Source organism: Mesorhizobium sp. WSM4842 (assembly GCF_055901575.1).
In genome coordinates this window covers 356,005-373,364 of sequence record NZ_CM148372.1, presented here as the reverse complement: position 1 = coordinate 373,364, position 17,360 = coordinate 356,005, and the positions used below count along the sequence as shown (strand labels likewise).

Below are 17,360 nucleotides of genomic sequence, written 5' to 3'. Positions count from 1 at the left end.
ACCATAGTCAAACAAAAACCCCGCCGGATCGCTCCGGCGGGGTTTTTTAACAGGCGGCGCGAGGCGCGGCGTTAGTGGACTTAGCTGCCCTGCTTCTTCAGCGCGGCACCCAGGATGTCGCCCAGCGAAGCGCCGGAGTCGGTCGAGCCGTACTGGGCGACCGCTTCCTTCTCTTCGGCGATTTCCAGCGCCTTGATCGAGACCTGCAGCTTGCGGGTCTTTTTGTCGAAGGCGATGACGCGGGCGTCGACCTTCTGGCCGACCGTGAAGCGCTCGGGGCGCTGCTCGTCGCGGTCACGGCTGAGGTCGGAGCGCTTGATGAAGGTCTCGATGCCGCTGTCGACCAGCCGCACTTCCAGACCGCCATCCTTGACGCCGGTAACCTCGCAGGTGACGACCGCGTTCTTGCGCAGTTCGCCTGAAGTCGCTGCCTCGCCGGCCGTATCCTTGGCCAGCTGCTTGATGCCGAGCGAGATGCGCTCCTTGTCGATGTCGACGTCGAGCACCTGCGCCTTGACCATGTCGCCGCGATTGTACTCCTCGATCACCTGCTCGCCCGGACGGGTCCAGTCGAGGTCGGAAAGATGGACCATGCCGTCGACATCGCCTTCGAGGCCGATGAACAGGCCGAACTCGGTCTTGTTCTTGACCTCGCCCTCGACCTGGCTGCCGACCGGATGGCTGCTGGCGAAAGCCTGCCACGGGTTCTCGAGCGTCTGCTTGAGGCCGAGCGAAATGCGGCGCTTGGCCGGATCGACCTCGAGCACCACCACGTCGACTTCCTGCGTCGTCGACAGGATCTTGCCGGGATGCACGTTCTTCTTCGTCCACGACATTTCCGAAACGTGGATGAGGCCCTCGATGCCCGGCTCCAACTCGACGAACGCGCCGTAGTCGGTGATGTTGGTGACGGTGCCCTTGATCTTCTTGCCGATCGGGAATTTCGTTCCGATCTCGGACCACGGATCGCTCTCGAGCTGCTTCATGCCGAGCGAGATGCGGTGGGTTTCCTGGTTGATGCGGATGATCTGGACCTTGACCGTCTGGCCGATGTTGAGGATTTCGGTCGGATGGTTGACGCGGCGCCATGCCATGTCGGTGACATGCAGCAGGCCGTCGATGCCGCCGAGGTCGACGAACGCACCATAGTCGGTGATGTTCTTGACGACGCCTTCGACCACCTGGCCCTCTTCGAGGTTCTGCACGATTTCCGAACGCTGTTCGGCGCGGCTTTCCTCGAGCACGGTGCGGCGCGACACCACGATGTTGCCGCGGCGGCGATCCATCTTGAGGATCTCGAAAGGCTGCGGATTGTGCATCAGCGGGGAGACGTCGCGGATCGGGCGAATGTCGACCTGGCTGCGCGGCAGGAAGGCCACGGCGCCGTCGAGATCGACGGTGAAGCCGCCCTTGACCTGGTTGAAGATGACGCCTTCGACGCGCTCGCCCTTGGTGAACTTCTCTTCGAGACGGACCCAGCTCTCTTCGCGGCGGGCCTTCTCACGGGAAAGCATCGCTTCGCCAAGCGCGTTCTCGATGCGCTCGACATAGACTTCGACCGTGTCGCCGACCTTGAGCGTCGACTCCTTACCCTTGACGCCGAATTCCTTCAGCGGCACGCGGCCTTCGACCTTGAGGCCGACGTCGATGATTGCCATGTCCTTTTCGATCGCGGTGATCGTGCCCTTGACGACTTGGCCTTCGCCGGAATGGCCGGCGGAAAAAGATTCTTCGAGCAGGCTCGCGAAATCATCGCGAGTGGGATTTGCAACTGACATAGTTTCTCCTGGAATGCCCCGCATCTCAGGCGGGGCGGGCGCCGTGGGTTAGCGTTGCGTTGGCCTGCCGGCGTTCCGGGCTTCAAAAAAGCCCTTGGCCGCCTAAGCGGCAATTCCGGCGCATGAAAAATGCTGGCAGGCTGGTTCGTGCCCGATATGGGTATCTTTTCGCCGCCGGCAATCGGCAACGGAGGAAAACCCGGCTCAGGCTTTGTTTCTCTTGGCCAGAACGTCGTCGATGATCGCCTTGGCCGCCAGGAACGCGGCTTCTATAGCCATTTCCGACGTGTCGAGCAAGTGCGCGTCGGCGGCAGGCTTCAGCGGCGAGTCGGCGCGACCCATGTCGCGCTCGTCGCGGCGCAGGATATCGGCGAGGATTTCGCTGAAATTGGCGGTGCCGCCGATGCTCTCGATCTCGGCCAGCCGTCGCTGTGCCCTTACCTCGGCGCTCGCCGTCACATAGAGTTTTATGTCGGCGTCGGGGCAGACCACGGTGCCAATGTCGCGGCCGTCGAGCACGGCGCCCGGCGGCGCCTTGGCGAATTCCCGCTGCTTTTCGACCAGTATGCGCCGCACCGACGGGAACACAGCGACTTTCGAAGCCGCCTCGCCGACCGCATGCGCCGACAGCACCGACCGGTCGAGTTTTGCGAGGTCGACCTGGCGGGCAGCGGTTTCGGCGGCCGAGACATTGTCGAGCGGCAGGCCGAGCCGAAGCAGCGCATGGGCGACCGCGCGATAGGTGAGGCCGGTGTCGAGCAGGTTCAGGCGGTAATGGTCAGCCAGCCGCCGCGCCAGCGTGCCTTTGCCGGCGCCGGCGGGTCCGTCGATGGCGATGGTGAAGGTCAAGGGCGTAGCTTTCGGACACGATAAAATAGGTAGGATAGGAGGCCAAAGAAGGCGAATACATAGCCGCTGGCCAGCGGACTTATCTCCTGCCCGCCAAGACCCAGATGAAATATGTCGTCTACCAAGGCTACCGCGCCAGCTCCGGTAAACAATATCGACATCACAAGACAAAAATTACCGGAGCGAGCAGAAACCTTCTTTGCGATCTCAATAGCTATCCCATCGATCGAGGCTTTTGGAAAAACGAACTCATCGGAAGACAGTTGGGTAGTAGAAAGAATAGCTCCAGTCTGTGCTCTCAACTTGCGATGCATGTGATGGTTCAAGGCAATCCATATCGCTGCAGCAAGGAGAACCCAGATACTATCCATCCGGTCGGAAAGCCAAAGCACGATGAACACGAGCATGGGAATGAGAGTGAACAAAACAAACGCCCATTCGCGATTCTGGATCTCGATGAGGCTGGTAAGTTCATTGGCATTGACGATCCGGGTTTTGGCGGACCTGTCCAAGCGGAACAGAAAAGTACCGTCTGCTTGCCTTTGCCAATGAGAGCCCCTGGCCCCCGGCCTCTGAAAATCAGGACTTGCCATCCACTCACCCCCCCTGCGCGGTTGCTTACAAAGAAATCGAAAGTCGCTCACAAGACCGCTGGCGCGGCTAGTTTGGCGCTGAACGTGGAAATCCTGCTCGCAGTACCGCTACTCGATCTTCGCGCCCAGCCCCTTCATCAGGCCCATGAATTCAGGAAAACTCGTCGCGATCATCGCCTGGTCGTCGATGGTCACCGGCTTTTCCGTTGCCAGTCCCATGACCAGAAAGCTCATGGCAATGCGGTGGTCGAGATGAGTCTGGACGATGGTGCTCTGTCCATTTGGGTGTTGACCGAGCCCCTTGCCGCCCGGTCTTCCGCGCACCGCCAGCGAGGCCTCGCCTTCGGTGCAGTCGACGCCATTGACCTTCAGCCCGTTCGCGACAGCCGACAGCCGGTCGGATTCCTTCACCCGCAGCTCTTCCAGCCCCTGCATCAGCGTTTCGCCCTCGGCAAAGCTGGCCGCGACGGCAAGCACCGGATATTCGTCGATCATCGTCGGCGCCCGCTCGGGCGGCACGGCGACGCCCTTCAGCTCGGAATAGCGTACGCGCAGATCGGCGACATCCTCGCCGCCTTCATTGCGAGGGTCGAGAACATCGATCCGGGCGCCCATTTCCTGCAGCGTCAACAAAAGGCCGGTGCGGGTCGGGTTCATCAGCACGTTTTCGATCGTGATGTCCGAGCCCGGCACGATCAGCGCCGCCACCAGCGGGAAGCCGGCCGAGGACGGGTCGCCCGGCACAGCGATCGTCTGGCCGGTGAGCTTGCCCTGGCCCTCGATGAAGATGTGACGCACGCCGCGCTCGTCGGTCTCGACCGACAGATTGGCGCCGAATCCCTTCAGCATCTTTTCGGTGTGGTCGCGCGTCATCACCGGCTCGATGACGGTGGTGACGCCGGGCGTGTTCAGCCCGGCGAGCAGCACCGCCGACTTCACCTGCGCCGAGGCCATCGGCACGCGGTAGGTGATGGGCGCGGTGTGCTTGGGCCCGTGCAGCGTGATCGGCATGCGGTCGCCGGGAGTCGCCTTCAGCACCTGCACGCCCATCTGGCGCAGCGGCTCGAGCACGCGGCCCATCGGCCGGCCGGACAGCGAGGCGTCGCCGATGAAGGTCGTCTCCATGTCGTAGGTGCCGACCAAGCCCATGGTGAGGCGCGAGCCGGTGCCGGCATTGCCGAAATCGAGCGGGCCTTCCGGCTGCAGCAGCGCGCCGTTGCCGGTGCCGCGGATCACCCACTCGGCGCCGCGCTTCTCTATATGCGCGCCCATTGCCTTCATCGCGGCGCCGGTGCGCATCACATCCTCGCCTTCCAGCAGGCCGGTGATGCGGGTCTCGCCGGAGGCGAGGCCGCCGAACATGAACGAGCGGTGCGAGATCGACTTGTCGCCGGGTACCCGCGCCGCGCCGGAAAGCGCTGACGATTTGCGAGCGGTGGCCGGTTTCGGGGCGGCAGTATGCGACATGACTTTTTCCTGGCTGAAAACGCCGGTGGCCGGCCTTTTTCCTCTTGTTTGGGCGGTCTCGTATCACGGCGGGCGGAAATGGTCATCCCCTTGCAAGAGGTCGCTCAACACGGCGATTTATCAGGCTGGCTTTAGGCTTTGACAGCGCCGCAAACTGTGGTTATGGGGACCAAACTTTCATCGACGAGGCTTGCTGTGGCAAAACCCGAACTTGGCACCAAACGCATCGACCCCGAAACGGGTCAAAAATTCTACGACCTGAACAAGGATCCGATCGTCTCGCCCTATACCGGCAAGAGCTATCCACGTTCCTATTTCGAGGAAGGCAAGATCACCGCCCTTGAGGAGGAAGAGGAAGTTGCCGAGAAGGAAGTGGACGCCGAGGAGGAAGAGGGCGTCGAGGTCGTCTCGCTCGAAGAGGCGGATGAGGATGCGAAACCCGACGATCTTCCCGATCTCGGCGATGACGAGGACGATGTGGACCTCGGCGATGACGACGACGATACTTTCCTCGCCGACGAGGAGGAAGAAGACGACGATGTCGCCGACATGATCGGCGTCGGGGACGACGACGACGAAGTCTGATCCGGCCTCTGGCGCAAGCGCCTGCCGACTTTCGCGGCGTCTTAATAAAAAGCGGCTCTTGAAGGCTTGATATTGACGGAAGGCGGGGTTAGAAGCCGCTGCACTAACGGCGCGGTCTCAACCCGCGCCGGATCTCTTCGCCGGCAACGGCGCCGGTAGACTGCCGGAGTGGGGCCATAGCTCAGTTGGGAGAGCGCTTGAATGGCATTCAAGAGGTCGTCGGTTCGATTCCGATTGGCTCCACCAGTTTTCTCTCGGGAAAATCAGTCTCTTTAGACCTGTCTATCACTGGCAGGCCCGACAAAACCGGGCGGGTCCCCTGAAATAATTTCGCTGTATTTCGGCTAGTCTGAAGCTGAAACCCCGGCAACCACCGGGGTTTCAGCACATTAGCTGCTAATAATACCAATCCCAGACCCAAACACGCCTGCGACGGCACCGGACGCGCCGATAGCCATTTCGCCAGTAACGACGGCAGATCCTTCTCAAGCGCGCCGCCTGCGCCGCCGCCTGCGGTGCCAGTGCCGATGGCGGACCGGCTCCGCTTGAGTATCTTCATCCTCGAAGGCTTCCGTATCCGGCGCGTCGAGTTCATCGAGAATGCCGCTTCTGGCGCCCGGTACGTCGGCGACCGCGTTGATTGGCCGAACTGCGCTCGCAAGGGCTGCTGCCCCAGCAATGCCAAACATTCCTGTCAGAAATGATCGCCGATCCATGGAAACATCCAATCTTCTAGCCAGCGAGACAAGGTTCGCAAACTGAAAAATAGCGCAGGCGATACCAAAGCAAAGTAGACCCTATGAATGGTATTTAAAGAAGCTTAACGGGGTCGGCTCCGCAAACATGTGGCAGTCCCCGAAGCGATAACTGCGTCAATTCTCTCATATGCCGCATTGCACATTCACGCAGCCTGCGCAAAATGCGGCATGATCCGGAAATCCCTCACCGTCCTGGTGATCGACGAAAACCACATCCGCGCCTCCATCATTGAGGCGGGATTGCGGGAGGCCGGGCATGAGCAGGTCACGGTCGTTCACGATGTTGCGGGAATAGCGCGGCGCATTGCCGAGATCGAACCGGACGTGATCGTCATCGACCTCGAAAATCCCAACCGCGACATGCTTGAAAACATGTTCCAGCTTTCGCGCGTGGTGAAGCGGCCGATCGCCATGTTCGTGGACCGGTCCGACCAAGCTTCGATCGAAGCTGCGGTGGAAGCGGGGGTCTCCGCCTACGTCGTCGACGGGCTGCGCCAGGAGCGCGTCAAGCCGATCCTCGACATGGCGATCAGCCGCTTCAACGCGTTTTCGCGGATGGCGCGCGAACTGGAAGAGGCCCGAAGTGAATTGGAGGACCGCAAGGTCATCGACCGCGCCAAGGGCATCCTTATGAGGTCGCGCGGCCTGTCGGAGGACGCGGCCTATACGCTTTTGCGCAAGACCGCCATGAACCAGAACCGCAAGATCAGCGAAATCGCGCAGAGCCTGGTGACGGCGGCAGGCCTTCTGGATCCCGGAGAGAGTTGAGCATGGCGGCCGAACACCAGATCAATGCCGGTTTCATACCGCTCTTCGACAGTGCCGTTCTTGTCGCAGCGAGGGAGATCGGCTTTGCCGCGCGCGAAGGCGTCGACCTGACGCTCAGTCGCGAAACGTCCTGGGCCAACATCCGCGATCGCATTGCGATCGGACATTTCGACCTGGCGCATATGCTGGGACCGATGCCGATCGCCTGCAATCTGGGGCTCACCCCGCTCGCCTCCGATACGATCGTGCCGTTCTCGCTTGGGCTGGGCGGCAACTGCGTAACGGTTTCGAATATGCTCTGGGCGGGCATGGCCGCGCACGGTGCGTTGCCCGACCTCGATCCGGCGCGGGCCGGCAAGGCCTTGGGAGCGCTGATCCGTGAACGGGCAAATGCTGGTCGCGAGCCGATGCGCTTTGCGGTCGTGCATCCGCACTCGGGGCATAATTACGAACTGCGCTACTGGCTCGCGGCCTGCGGCATCGATCCGTCGCGCGAAATAGAAATCGTCATCGTGCCGCCGCCCTTCATGGCCGACGCACTCGCCGCCGGCAGGATCGACGGCTACTGCGTCGGCGAACCCTGGAACAGCGCCTCGGTCGTCGCCGGCACCGGCCATATCGCCACGGTCAAGGCCGCTATCTGGAAGACCAGCCCCGAGAAAGTCGTCGGCGTGCGCAAGGCCTGGGCCGAAAAACACCCGGAGGCCCTTTCGGCCCTGCTGCGCGCGCTGCATCATGCTGCGCGCTGGTGCCAGGATCCGGCAAACCGCGGTGAACTGGCCGCCCTGATGGCGCAGCCTTCCTTCCTCGGCGTTTCGCCGGCGCTGCTGATGCCGATCCTGACCGGACATCTTGCGCTGGGCGGGGTCGCGGAATTGAGCGTCGAGGACTTCTTTCTTCCTTTCGGCAAGGCGGCGAATTTTCCGTGGAAGAGCCATGCGCTGTGGTTCTACACGCAGATGGTCCGTTGGGGGCAGGTCAAGCACAGCGCTGCCCACATGGCGCTCGCGCGCGACACCTACCGGCCCGACCTCTATCGCGCAGCGCTGAAGCCGCTCGGCGTCGCTCTGCCGGGAGCCAATGCCAAGGTCGAGGGGGCCCTGACCGCTGCCACGCCGGTCGGCTCGGCGGGCGCCAGCCTCGTCCTTGGTCCGGATGGTTTCTTCGACGGCCGCATCTTCGATCCGGACAGGATCGACGACTATCTCGCCATCCGCGACTGGGCAATGCCGACGGGTTGAGCATTCCTTGCGCACTATCATGCACTGCACAATTTTTGTGCCGCTGCACAATGAACGTGACTGTCGCATGAGCATCGACAATCCGGCGCTCCAGCCTTTACGCCCGCTCTCTCGGTTGTTTTCATTGCTGAATCTACCGTTTCTTCAAACTGGCACGGTTCCTGCATCATAATCCATGGGCCTTCAGGGCCATTGAATACGGCGTCCAATGGCGGGCGCCACAGGCAAAGCTGCCGCTCAGGTCAACACGCGATCCGGATCAACGGATGCGGCGGCCTGGCCGGCGGCTTTTTTGTTTTGGTCGAACACGCAATCGACGGCGCAGATCCCAAGCCGCGCCCAATGGAGATGACGATGACGAAACGCATCAAAACCCAATCCGCCCTCACGGGCGTAACGCGCCGCGATTTCCTGATGATGAGCGCGGCCACCGCGGCAACGCTGGCGGCGGCACGCGCGCTGTTGCCGTCCGGCGCCTATGCGGCAACGGCGGCGCCGGAAGTCACTGGCGCCAAGCTCGGCTTCATCGCGCTGACCGATGCGGCGCCGCTGATGATCGCCAAGGAGAAGGGCCTGTTCGAAAAATTCGGCATGCCCGATGTCGAGGTGCTCAAGCAGGCCTCCTGGGGCGCGACACGCGACAATCTGATGCTCGGCGGCGAAGCCAACGGCATCGACGGCGCCCATATCCTGACGCCGATGCCTTACCTGATGCACACCGGCAAGGTGACGCAGAACAATCAGCCGATGCCGATGGCGATCGTGGCGCGGCTCAACTACGACTGCCAGGCGATTTCCGTCGCGCAGGAATATGCCGGCACCGGCGTCGGCCTCGATGCCTCCAAGCTGAAGGACGCCTTTGCGGCCAAGAAGGCCGAAGGCAAGGAGGTGAAAGCCGCCATGACCTTCCCGGGCGGCACCCATGATCTCTGGTTGCGCTACTGGCTGGCTGCCGGCGGCATCGATCCCGACAAGGATGTCTCGACCATCGTTGTGCCGCCGCCGCAGATGGTCGCCAACATGAAGGTCGGCAATATGGACGTGTTCTGCGTCGGCGAGCCATGGAACGAGCAACTCGTCCATCAGGGCGTCGGCTTCACCGCCGCCACGACGGGCGAGTTGTGGAAAGGCCATCCGGAAAAGGCGCTCGGCCTGCGCGCCGCCTTCATCGACAAGAACCCGAACGCCACCAAGGCGATCCTGATGGCCGTCATGGAAGCCCAGCAATGGTGCGAAGCCATGGAGAACAAGGACGAGATGGCGGCCATCATCGGCAAGCGGCAGTGGATGAACGTGCCGACCGCCGACATCATCGGTCGCCTTAAGGGCGACATCAATTACGGCAATGACCGCGTCGCCACCGGCACCGACCTCTACATGAAGTTCTGGAAGGGCGGTGTGTCCTATCCGTTCAAGAGCCACGACAGCTGGTTCCTCGCCGAAAACATCCGCTGGGGCAAATTCGCGGCGACCACCGACATCAAGGCGCTGGTCGATCAGGTCAACCGGGAAGATCTGTGGCGCGAGGCGGCGAAGGATCTCGGCGTCGCTGCGGCCGACATCCCGGCGTCTTCATCGCGCGGCGTCGAGACCTTCTTCGACGGCAAGATCTTCGATCCGGCCAATCCGTCCGCCTATCTCGACAGCCTGAAGATCAAGGCATCGGCCTGACGTCGCCGGCAAGCGGCGCCAGTGGCGCCGCCTGTCACGCCAATGCTCAAGGAGCTTTTTGCGAAATGTCTATCCAAGCCATCGAGGACACCAAGGTGAAGGCGTTCCCCACGCCTGCCAAGCCTGCAGAGGTCATAGCTTTCACCGCCAAGGTGAGGCGCCGCTTCGATCCCGCCGCGATCGCCGGCAAACTGGCGAGCACGCTGGTGCCGCCGGCAGTCGTCATCGTCGTCATGCTCGTCATCTGGCAGATCGCCTGCTCGTCGCCCAACGCCAGCTTGCCGCCACCTAGCCAGGTATGGAACGAGGCCTACGATCTGATCGCCCATCCGTTCTTCGATTATGGTCCGCAGGACATCGGACTGGCCTGGCGGGTGCTGATCTCGCTGCAGCGCGTCGCCATCGGCTTTGGCCTGGCTGCCATCGTCGGCGTCGCGCTCGGTGCTCTGGTCGGCCAGTCGATCTGGGCGATGCGCGGCCTCGACCCTGTGTTCCAGATCCTGCGCACCGTGCCGCCGCTCGCCTGGCTGCCGCTGTCGCTGGCCGCCTTCCGCGATTCCAGCCCATCGGCGATCTTCGTCATCTTCATCACCTCGATCTGGCCGGTGATCATCAACACCGCCGTCGGCGTCCGCAACATTCCGGAGGACTACCGCAACGTCTCCCGCATCCTCAGGCTCAACCAGCTCGAATTCTTCGTGAAGATCATGGTGCCGGCCGCGGCACCTTACATCTTCACCGGCCTGCGCATCGGCATCGGCCTGTCCTGGCTTGCCATCGTCGCCGCCGAAATGCTGACAGGCGGCGTCGGCATCGGCTTCTTCATCTGGGACGCCTGGAACTCGTCGCGGCTGCCCGACATCATCGTTGCGCTCGCCTATATCGGCGTCACCGGCTTTTGCCTCGATCGCTTGGTCGCGGCGGTCGGCGCCTTTGTCACCCGCGGCACAACGGCAAAGTGAGGAGAGGGCAATGACGGCCTATCTGAAGCTCGACCATATCGACAAGTCGTTCGCCCGGGGCGGCCAGGTCAGCGAGGTGCTGAAGGACATCCGGCTGACGATCGACAAGGGCGAATTCGTCTCGATCATCGGCCATTCCGGCTGCGGCAAGTCGACCTTGCTCAACCTGATCGCCGGGCTGACGAAAGTGACCGCCGGCGCGGTCCTGCTCGAAGACAAGGAGGTCGACAGCCCTGGTCCTGAACGCGCCGTGGTGTTCCAGAACCACAGCCTGCTGCCATGGCTCACCGTCTACGAAAACATCAACCTAGCGGTGTCTAAGGTCTTCGGCCGCACCAGGAGCCGGGCCGAACGGCACGACTGGATCATGCGCAATCTCGACCTCGTGCAGATGGCACATGCCAGGGACAAGCGGCCCGCTGAGATATCAGGCGGCATGAAGCAGCGCGTCGGCATCGCCCGCGCGCTGGCCATGGAGCCGAAGATCCTGCTGCTCGACGAACCGTTCGGTGCGCTCGACGCTCTGACGCGCGCCCATCTGCAGGATGCGGTGATGGATATCCATTCGAGGCTTGGCTCGACGACGATCATGATCACCCACGATGTCGACGAGGCGGTGCTGTTGTCCGATCGCATCGTCATGATGACCAACGGTCCAGCGGCGACCATCGGCGAGGTGCTTCCCGTGCCGCTGGCCCGACCACGCCGGCGCATCGAGCTTTCCTCCGACCGGACCTTCCTGCGCTGCCGCGAGGCGGTGCTGAAGTTCCTCTACGAACGCCACCGCTTCGTCGAAGCCGCGGAGTAGCTCAATGACCGAAAAACTCGTCATCATCGGCAACGGCATGGCGCCCGGGCGGATGCTGGAGCACCTATTCGAACAGGCGCCCGGTCGCTACCAGGTCACCATCTTCAACGCCGAGCCGCGGGTCAATTACGACCGCATCATGCTGTCGCCGGTTCTGTCCGGCGAGAAGGCCTTTGAGGAAATCATCATCCATGGCGACGGCTGGTACATCGCCAACGGCATCACGCTCTACAAGGGCCACAAGATCGTCGCTATCGACCGGGCGGCAAAGACCGTTACTTCCGACCACGGTGTCACTGAGCCCTATGACAAGCTCGTCATCGCCACCGGCTCGGTGCCGTTCATCATTCCGGTGCCCGGCCACGATCTGCCGGGCGTGCTCACCTATCGCGATCTTGACGACGTTCAGGCCATGCTGCTTGCCGCCCAGTCGCGGGCCAAGGCCGTGGTCATCGGCGGCGGTCTGCTCGGGCTGGAAGCGGCAGCGGGCTTGAACTCGCAAGGCATGGACGTCACCGTGCTGCATGTCATGCCGACGCTGATGGAGCGTCAGCTCGATCCGGCCGCCGGCTATCTCTTGCAGCGCGCCGTCGAGCAGCGCGGCATCAAGGTCATCACCAAGGCCAACACCCAGGCGATCACAGGCAAGGGCAAGGTCGAGCAGGTGGAACTCGCCGACGGAACCATCATCCCGGCGACGCTCGTCGTCATGGCGGTGGGCATCAGGCCGAATGCGGCCCTCGCGAAGGAAGCCGGCATTGCCGTCAATCGTGGCATCGTCGTCGACGCCGGCATGCGCAGCAACGATCCCGATATCTACGCGCTCGGCGAATGCGCCGAGGTCAACGGGCAGGTCTACGGGCTGGTCGCGCCGCTCTACGAGATGGCGCGCGTCGCCGCCAGCCAGCTTGCCGGCAACGAGGCGGCGGCTTTCGTCCATATGGACACGCCGACCAAGCTCAAGGTCACCGGCATCGAACTGTTCTCGCTCGGCGACTTCGCCGAGGGCGAGGACCGCCAGGAGATCGTGCTGCGCGATGCCGCCGCCGGCGTCTACAAGCGGCTGGTGCTTAGGGATGACCGCATCATCGGCACCGTGCTCTACGGCGAGACGGCGGACGGCGCCTGGTTCAACGACCTCAAAAAGAAGCAGACCGACATATCGCAAATGCGCGACACGCTTATCTTCGGCCAGTCATACCAGGGAGGCGCCTCCCTGGACCCTATGGCGGCCGTTGCAGCCTTGCCGGATGATGCGGAAATCTGCGGCTGCAACGGCGTTTGCAAGGGAAAGATATCAGGCGCAATCACAGCCAAGGGCCTGACCTCGCTCGACGACGTGCGTGCCCACACCAAGGCGTCCGCTTCCTGCGGCTCCTGCACAGGCCTGGTCGAAAAGCTGATGGTGCTGACCATCGGCGACAAATACAATCCGGCGGCAGTGCAACCGATGTGCGGCTGCACCACGCTCGGCCATGATGAGGTTCGCCGGCTGATCAAGGCCAAGGGCCTGAAAACCATTCCCGCCGTCATGCAGGAACTGGAATGGACCACCTCCTGCGGCTGCGCCAAATGCCGGCCGGCGCTCAACTACTATCTCGTCTGCGACTGGCCGGACGAGTATGCCGACGACTACCAGTCGCGTTTCATCAACGAGCGCGTCCACGCCAACATTCAGAAGGACGGTACCTATTCGGTGGTGCCGCGCATGTGGGGCGGCGTCACCAATGCCGCCGAACTGCGCGCCATCGCCGATGTCGTCGACAAATTCGAGATCCCGATGGTCAAGGTCACCGGCGGCCAGCGCATCGACATGCTCGGTATCCGCAAGGAAGACCTGCCGGCGGTGTGGGCCGACCTCGGTCAGGCCGGCTTCGTCTCCGGCCATGCCTATGCCAAAGGCCTACGCACCGTGAAGACCTGCGTCGGTTCGGACTGGTGCCGCTTCGGCACGCAGGATTCGACGGGGTTCGGGGTCCGCATCGAGAAATTTATGTGGGGCTCGTGGACGCCCGCCAAGGTCAAGATGGCGGTGTCGGGCTGCCCTAGGAACTGTGCTGAAGCAACCTGCAAGGATGTCGGCGTGATCTGCGTCGATTCAGGCTACGAGATCCATTTCGCCGGGGCCGCCGGCCTCGATATCAAGGGCACCGAGGTGCTCGGCCTAGTCAAAACCGAGGACGAGGCGCTGGAACATATCGTGGCGCTGACGCAGATGTATCGCGAACAGGGCCGGTATCTCGAGCGCATCTACAAATGGGCCAAGCGCATCGGAATCGCCGAGATCAAGCGCCAGATCATGGACGATGGCGAGAAACGCAGGACCTATTTCGACCGCTTCGTCTTTTCGCAGAAATTCGCGCAGGTCGACCCTTGGTCGGAACGCGTTTCCGGCAAAGACAAGCACGAGTTCCGGCCGATGGCTTCGGTCGGTTTCGCGCAGGCGGCGGAGTGACCGTGATGAACTGGGTATCTATCGGCACGCTCTCAGACATTCCGCGCCGCGGCGCGCGCTGCGTAGCCACGCCTCAAGGCAAGATTGCTGTCTTCCGCACCGCTGACGATCAGGTCTTTGCCATCGAGGACCATTGCCCGCACAAGGGCGGACCGCTCTCGCAGGGGATCGTCCATGGCGCGGCGGTGACCTGTCCCCTGCACAATTGGGTGATCTCGCTGGAGACCGGCAAGGCGCTTGGCGCCGACGAAGGTGCGGTGCGCACTATTCCGGTGCGGATCGAGGGCGAGCGTCTATTCATTGCGCTGGAAGCGCTGGCCAGTCGCGCGGCGTGAGCATGAAGATCGACGAAGCGCGCGAGGTGAGGACCACCTGCCCTTATTGCGGGGTGGGTTGCGGCGTGCTGGCGAAGGTCGCCGCGAACGGTGAGGTAACCGTTCGCGGCGACCCTGACCATCCGGCGAATTTCGGCCGGCTCTGTTCCAAGGGCTCGGCGCTGGCCGAGACGATCGACCTCGACGGACGGCTGCTCCATCCGGAGATCCACGGTCGCCGCACCGACTGGGACGAAGCGCTCGACCTCGTCGCCTCGACCTTTTCGCGGAGCATCGCCGAGCACGGTCCCGATTCGGTCGCCTTCTACGTCTCCGGCCAGTTGCTGACCGAAGACTATTACGTCGCCAACAAGCTGATGAAGGGGTTTATCGGCTCGGCCAATATCGACACCAATTCGCGCCTGTGCATGGCCTCGTCGGTTGCCGGCCACCGTCGCGCCTTCGGCTCCGATACGGTACCGGGCAGTTACGAGGATCTGGAGTTCGCCGACCTCATCGTGCTGGTAGGCTCCAATCTCGCCTGGTGCCACCCGGTGCTTTACCAGCGCATCGCTGCTGCCCGGGAAAAGCGGCCGGAGATGAAGGTGGTGCTGATCGACCCGCGCCGCACCATGACTGCAGATATCGCCGACATGCATCTGGCGATCGCGCCGGATGGCGACGTCGCGCTGTTCACAGGGCTGCTCGCCTATCTCGGCCAGCACAACGCGCTGGACCGCACCTATATCACGGCGCACACGACCGGCTTCGGGCAAGCCCTTTTTGCCGCCTCCGCGCTCGACCTTGCCGGCGTTGCCGCAGCCACGGGCCTCGGCGAGGACGAGCTTCTCAGCTTCTATAGCCTGTTCGCCGCGACGGCGAAGACGGTGACCGTCTACAGCCAGGGGGTGAACCAGTCGTCCTCGGGCACCGACAAGGTCAACGCCATCATCAACTGTCATCTTGCGACCGGCCGCATCGGCAAGCCCGGCGCCGGGCCGTTTTCGGTGACCGGCCAGCCCAACGCCATGGGCGGCCGCGAGGTCGGCGGCCTGGCCAACATGCTGGCCGCCCATATGGAGATCGAAAACCCCGAGCACCGCGACCGCGTGCAGCGTTTCTGGAGTGCGCCGACCGTCGCCGAAAAGCCCGGCCTAAAGGCGGTCGAAATGTTCCAGGCGGTGGCCGACGGGCGCGTCAAGGCGCTGTGGATCATGGCGACCAACCCGGTCGATTCGATGCCGGATGCCGATGCCGTCGAGGCGGCGATCAAGGCCTGCCCGTTTGTCGTGGTGTCGGACGTGCTGGCCAAGACCGACACGGTCCGCCACGCCCATGTCCGCCTGCCCGCCGCCGCATGGGGTGAAAAGGACGGCACCGTCACCAATTCGGAGCGCCTCATCTCGCGCCAGCGCACCTTTTTGGCCACGCCCGGCGAGGCAAGAGCCGACTGGTGGATTATCGCCGAAGTGGCCAAGCGGATGGGTTTTGGCGAAGCGTTTTCGCATGCGTCGCCGGCCGATGTCTTCGCCGAACACGCAGCGCTGTCGGCATTCGAGAATGACGGCGCGCGCGATTTTGACATCGGCGCGTACGCAGGGGCCGATGGAGAAGACTACGACGCGCTGGTGCCTTTCCAGTGGCCAGCGCCGGCCTCACCCTCCCCCTTGAGGGGAGGGTCGGCGCGCGCGTTGAGCGAAGCGAGACAAGCGAGCCGGGGTGGGGTCGGTGGTGAAGTCTCGACCTCTCCGGGCCGCCTCAACGAGGTGGAGGCCGTCGCGGACGACCCCCTCTGGCCTGCCGGCCATCTCCCCCGCAAGGGGGGAGATCGGCTATCACCACGGCCTTCGCCAATCTCCAATACTGCAAGGGGAGAGCAGGCGCCCAAGCTGCTAATCTCCCCCCTTGCGGGGGAGATGGCCGGCAGGCCAGAGGGGGGTGCTCAGGCTGAAAGTGAGAAAGACTTGGGCGTTCAGGCAAGACGTGCCTCACCCAGCACCCGCTTTTTCGCCAACGGCAGCTTCTACACACCCGATGGCAAAGCGCGCTTCATCCCGATCCGTCCAGTTCCGCAAACCCGCACGAACGAAAAATTCCCGCTGATCCTCAACACCGGGCGGGTTCGCGATCACTGGCACACGATGACGCGGACCGGCAAAAGCCAGCGCCTGTCCCAGCACATGGCCGAGCCCTTCGTCGAAATCCACCCGGCGGATGCACTGCACTTCGGCATCGGCGACGCCGACATCGTGCGCGTCTCGACTGTGCACGGCGAGGTGCTGGTTCGCGCGCTGGTGACAGCGCGGCAGCGCCCGGGATCGGTCTTCGTGCCGATGCACTGGACGGACCAGTTCTCCGCGCGCGCCCGCGTCGATGCGCTGGTGGCGCCCATAACCGATGCGATTTCAGGCCAGCCGGCCTCGAAGAACGTTGCCACCCGCGTAGAGCGCTTCGCTGCTGTCGCCTTTGGCTTCGCGGTGCTTGGCGAACGGCCGGCCGCGATCGACGCCGACTATTGGAGTCTCGCCCGCTGCGCCGCTGGCTGGCGCCTCGAATTTGCGTTGAAGGCAGGCCGGGACTGGCCGGTTTTCGCGACTTCGCTTCTCGAGGCGGACGTGCAAGGTGAGACGCTCGCCTATCATGATGTCGCCGGCGGGCACTATCGCTTCGCCCGCTTCGCCGGCAGCCGGCTGGCTGGTGCGCTCTATCTTGCGCCTAAGCCTGTCGCGGTGTCGCGCAGCTGGGCGGTGGAGCAGTTGAGTGCAGATCACGCCGATCGGCGCGGGCGGCTGGCGATCGTGGCTGGGCGGCCCGGCGGCAATCGCGTCGACCGTGGTGCCATCGTCTGCTCCTGTTTCGGGGTTGGCGCCAATCAGATCGCCGAAGCGGTGCGCGGCGGCTGCACCAGCGTCGAAGCGATCGGCGCCACCTTGCATGCCGGCACCAATTGCGGCTCCTGCCGCGCCGAGATCAGGACCATCATCGACGCGCGAAATCTTCAAGCGGCAGAGTGAATGCTCGACTGCTGTTGAATTTCCTGTGGCCGGAACGGTTCTGCCGTAAAGGCCGTCCCACAAAGCTGTCACCGCGCTGCTTTGCCGCTTACCAGCC

13 protein-coding genes and 1 tRNA gene are annotated in these 17,360 nt (G+C 63.2%); 10 read left to right on the top strand and 4 right to left on the bottom strand.

What is annotated here, in order from left to right:
* Positions 1–80: 80 nt before the first annotated feature.
* The 4 genes from rpsA to aroA form a co-directional block, all read right to left on the bottom strand.
* A complete protein-coding gene (rpsA, locus tag AC0NIE_RS01680) occupies positions 81–1,778 on the bottom strand; it encodes a 30S ribosomal protein S1 (protein WP_123146359.1) in 1,698 nt (565 codons plus the stop codon).
* A gap of 204 nt (positions 1,779–1,982) precedes the next feature.
* A complete protein-coding gene (gene cmk / locus AC0NIE_RS01675; protein WP_473484244.1) occupies positions 1,983–2,627 on the bottom strand; it encodes a (d)CMP kinase in 645 nt (214 codons plus the stop codon).
* On the bottom strand, positions 2,624–3,220 hold the full coding sequence (locus AC0NIE_RS01670; protein ID WP_473484243.1) for a hypothetical protein: 597 nt from the start codon (positions 3,218–3,220) through the stop codon (positions 2,624–2,626). The genes cmk and AC0NIE_RS01670 overlap by 4 nt, the downstream gene beginning before the upstream one ends.
* A gap of 108 nt (positions 3,221–3,328) precedes the next feature.
* Entirely contained in the window at positions 3,329–4,687 is a 1,359-nt protein-coding gene (gene aroA, locus AC0NIE_RS01665; protein WP_473484241.1) for a 3-phosphoshikimate 1-carboxyvinyltransferase, read from the bottom strand.
* 195 nt (positions 4,688–4,882) lie between these two features.
* Here aroA and AC0NIE_RS01660 point away from each other — a divergent pair, with 195 nt between their 5' ends.
* The 10 genes from AC0NIE_RS01660 to AC0NIE_RS01615 all read left to right on the top strand — a co-directional run bounded on the left by AC0NIE_RS01660 (position 4,883) and on the right by AC0NIE_RS01615 (position 17,263).
* Positions 4,883–5,272: a TIGR02300 family protein gene (locus AC0NIE_RS01660; RefSeq protein WP_473484239.1), complete on the top strand. Its 390-nt coding sequence runs from the start codon at positions 4,883–4,885 to the stop codon at positions 5,270–5,272.
* A gap of 170 nt (positions 5,273–5,442) precedes the next feature.
* A tRNA-Ala gene (locus tag AC0NIE_RS01655) sits at positions 5,443–5,518 on the top strand.
* Positions 5,519–6,198: 680 nt separating this feature from the next.
* Positions 6,199–6,798 carry an ANTAR domain-containing response regulator gene (locus tag AC0NIE_RS01650; RefSeq protein ID WP_023796771.1) on the top strand — a complete coding sequence of 200 codons (600 nt, stop codon included), beginning with the start codon at positions 6,199–6,201 and terminating at the stop codon, positions 6,796–6,798.
* Positions 6,799–6,800: 2 nt separating this feature from the next.
* Positions 6,801–8,039 (top strand): CmpA/NrtA family ABC transporter substrate-binding protein, encoded by a 1,239-nt coding sequence (locus AC0NIE_RS01645; protein WP_192365450.1) that lies wholly within the window; start codon positions 6,801–6,803, stop codon positions 8,037–8,039.
* 354 nt (positions 8,040–8,393) lie between these two features.
* Positions 8,394–9,710 (top strand): CmpA/NrtA family ABC transporter substrate-binding protein, encoded by a 1,317-nt coding sequence (locus tag AC0NIE_RS01640; protein ID WP_123147362.1) that lies wholly within the window; start codon positions 8,394–8,396, stop codon positions 9,708–9,710.
* A gap of 65 nt (positions 9,711–9,775) precedes the next feature.
* Positions 9,776–10,672, top strand: coding sequence for a nitrate ABC transporter permease (ntrB, locus tag AC0NIE_RS01635; protein WP_123146367.1), 897 nt, complete (start codon positions 9,776–9,778; stop codon positions 10,670–10,672).
* A 10-nt stretch (positions 10,673–10,682) separates the two neighbouring features.
* The gene (locus AC0NIE_RS01630) at positions 10,683–11,480 is read left to right on the top strand and encodes an ABC transporter ATP-binding protein (protein ID WP_292206307.1); all 798 of its coding nucleotides are present in this window, start codon (positions 10,683–10,685) and stop codon (positions 11,478–11,480) included.
* Positions 11,481–11,484: 4 nt separating this feature from the next.
* Entirely contained in the window at positions 11,485–13,935 is a 2,451-nt protein-coding gene (nirB, locus tag AC0NIE_RS01625) for a nitrite reductase large subunit NirB (protein WP_473484236.1), read from the top strand.
* A gap of 5 nt (positions 13,936–13,940) precedes the next feature.
* Complete coding sequence (gene nirD, locus AC0NIE_RS01620) at positions 13,941–14,270, top strand: nitrite reductase small subunit NirD (RefSeq protein WP_473484234.1); 330 nt, start codon at positions 13,941–13,943, stop codon at positions 14,268–14,270.
* Positions 14,271–14,272: 2 nt separating this feature from the next.
* Entirely contained in the window at positions 14,273–17,263 is a 2,991-nt protein-coding gene (locus tag AC0NIE_RS01615; RefSeq protein WP_473484232.1) for a nitrate reductase, read from the top strand.
* Positions 17,264–17,360 lie beyond the last annotated feature (97 nt).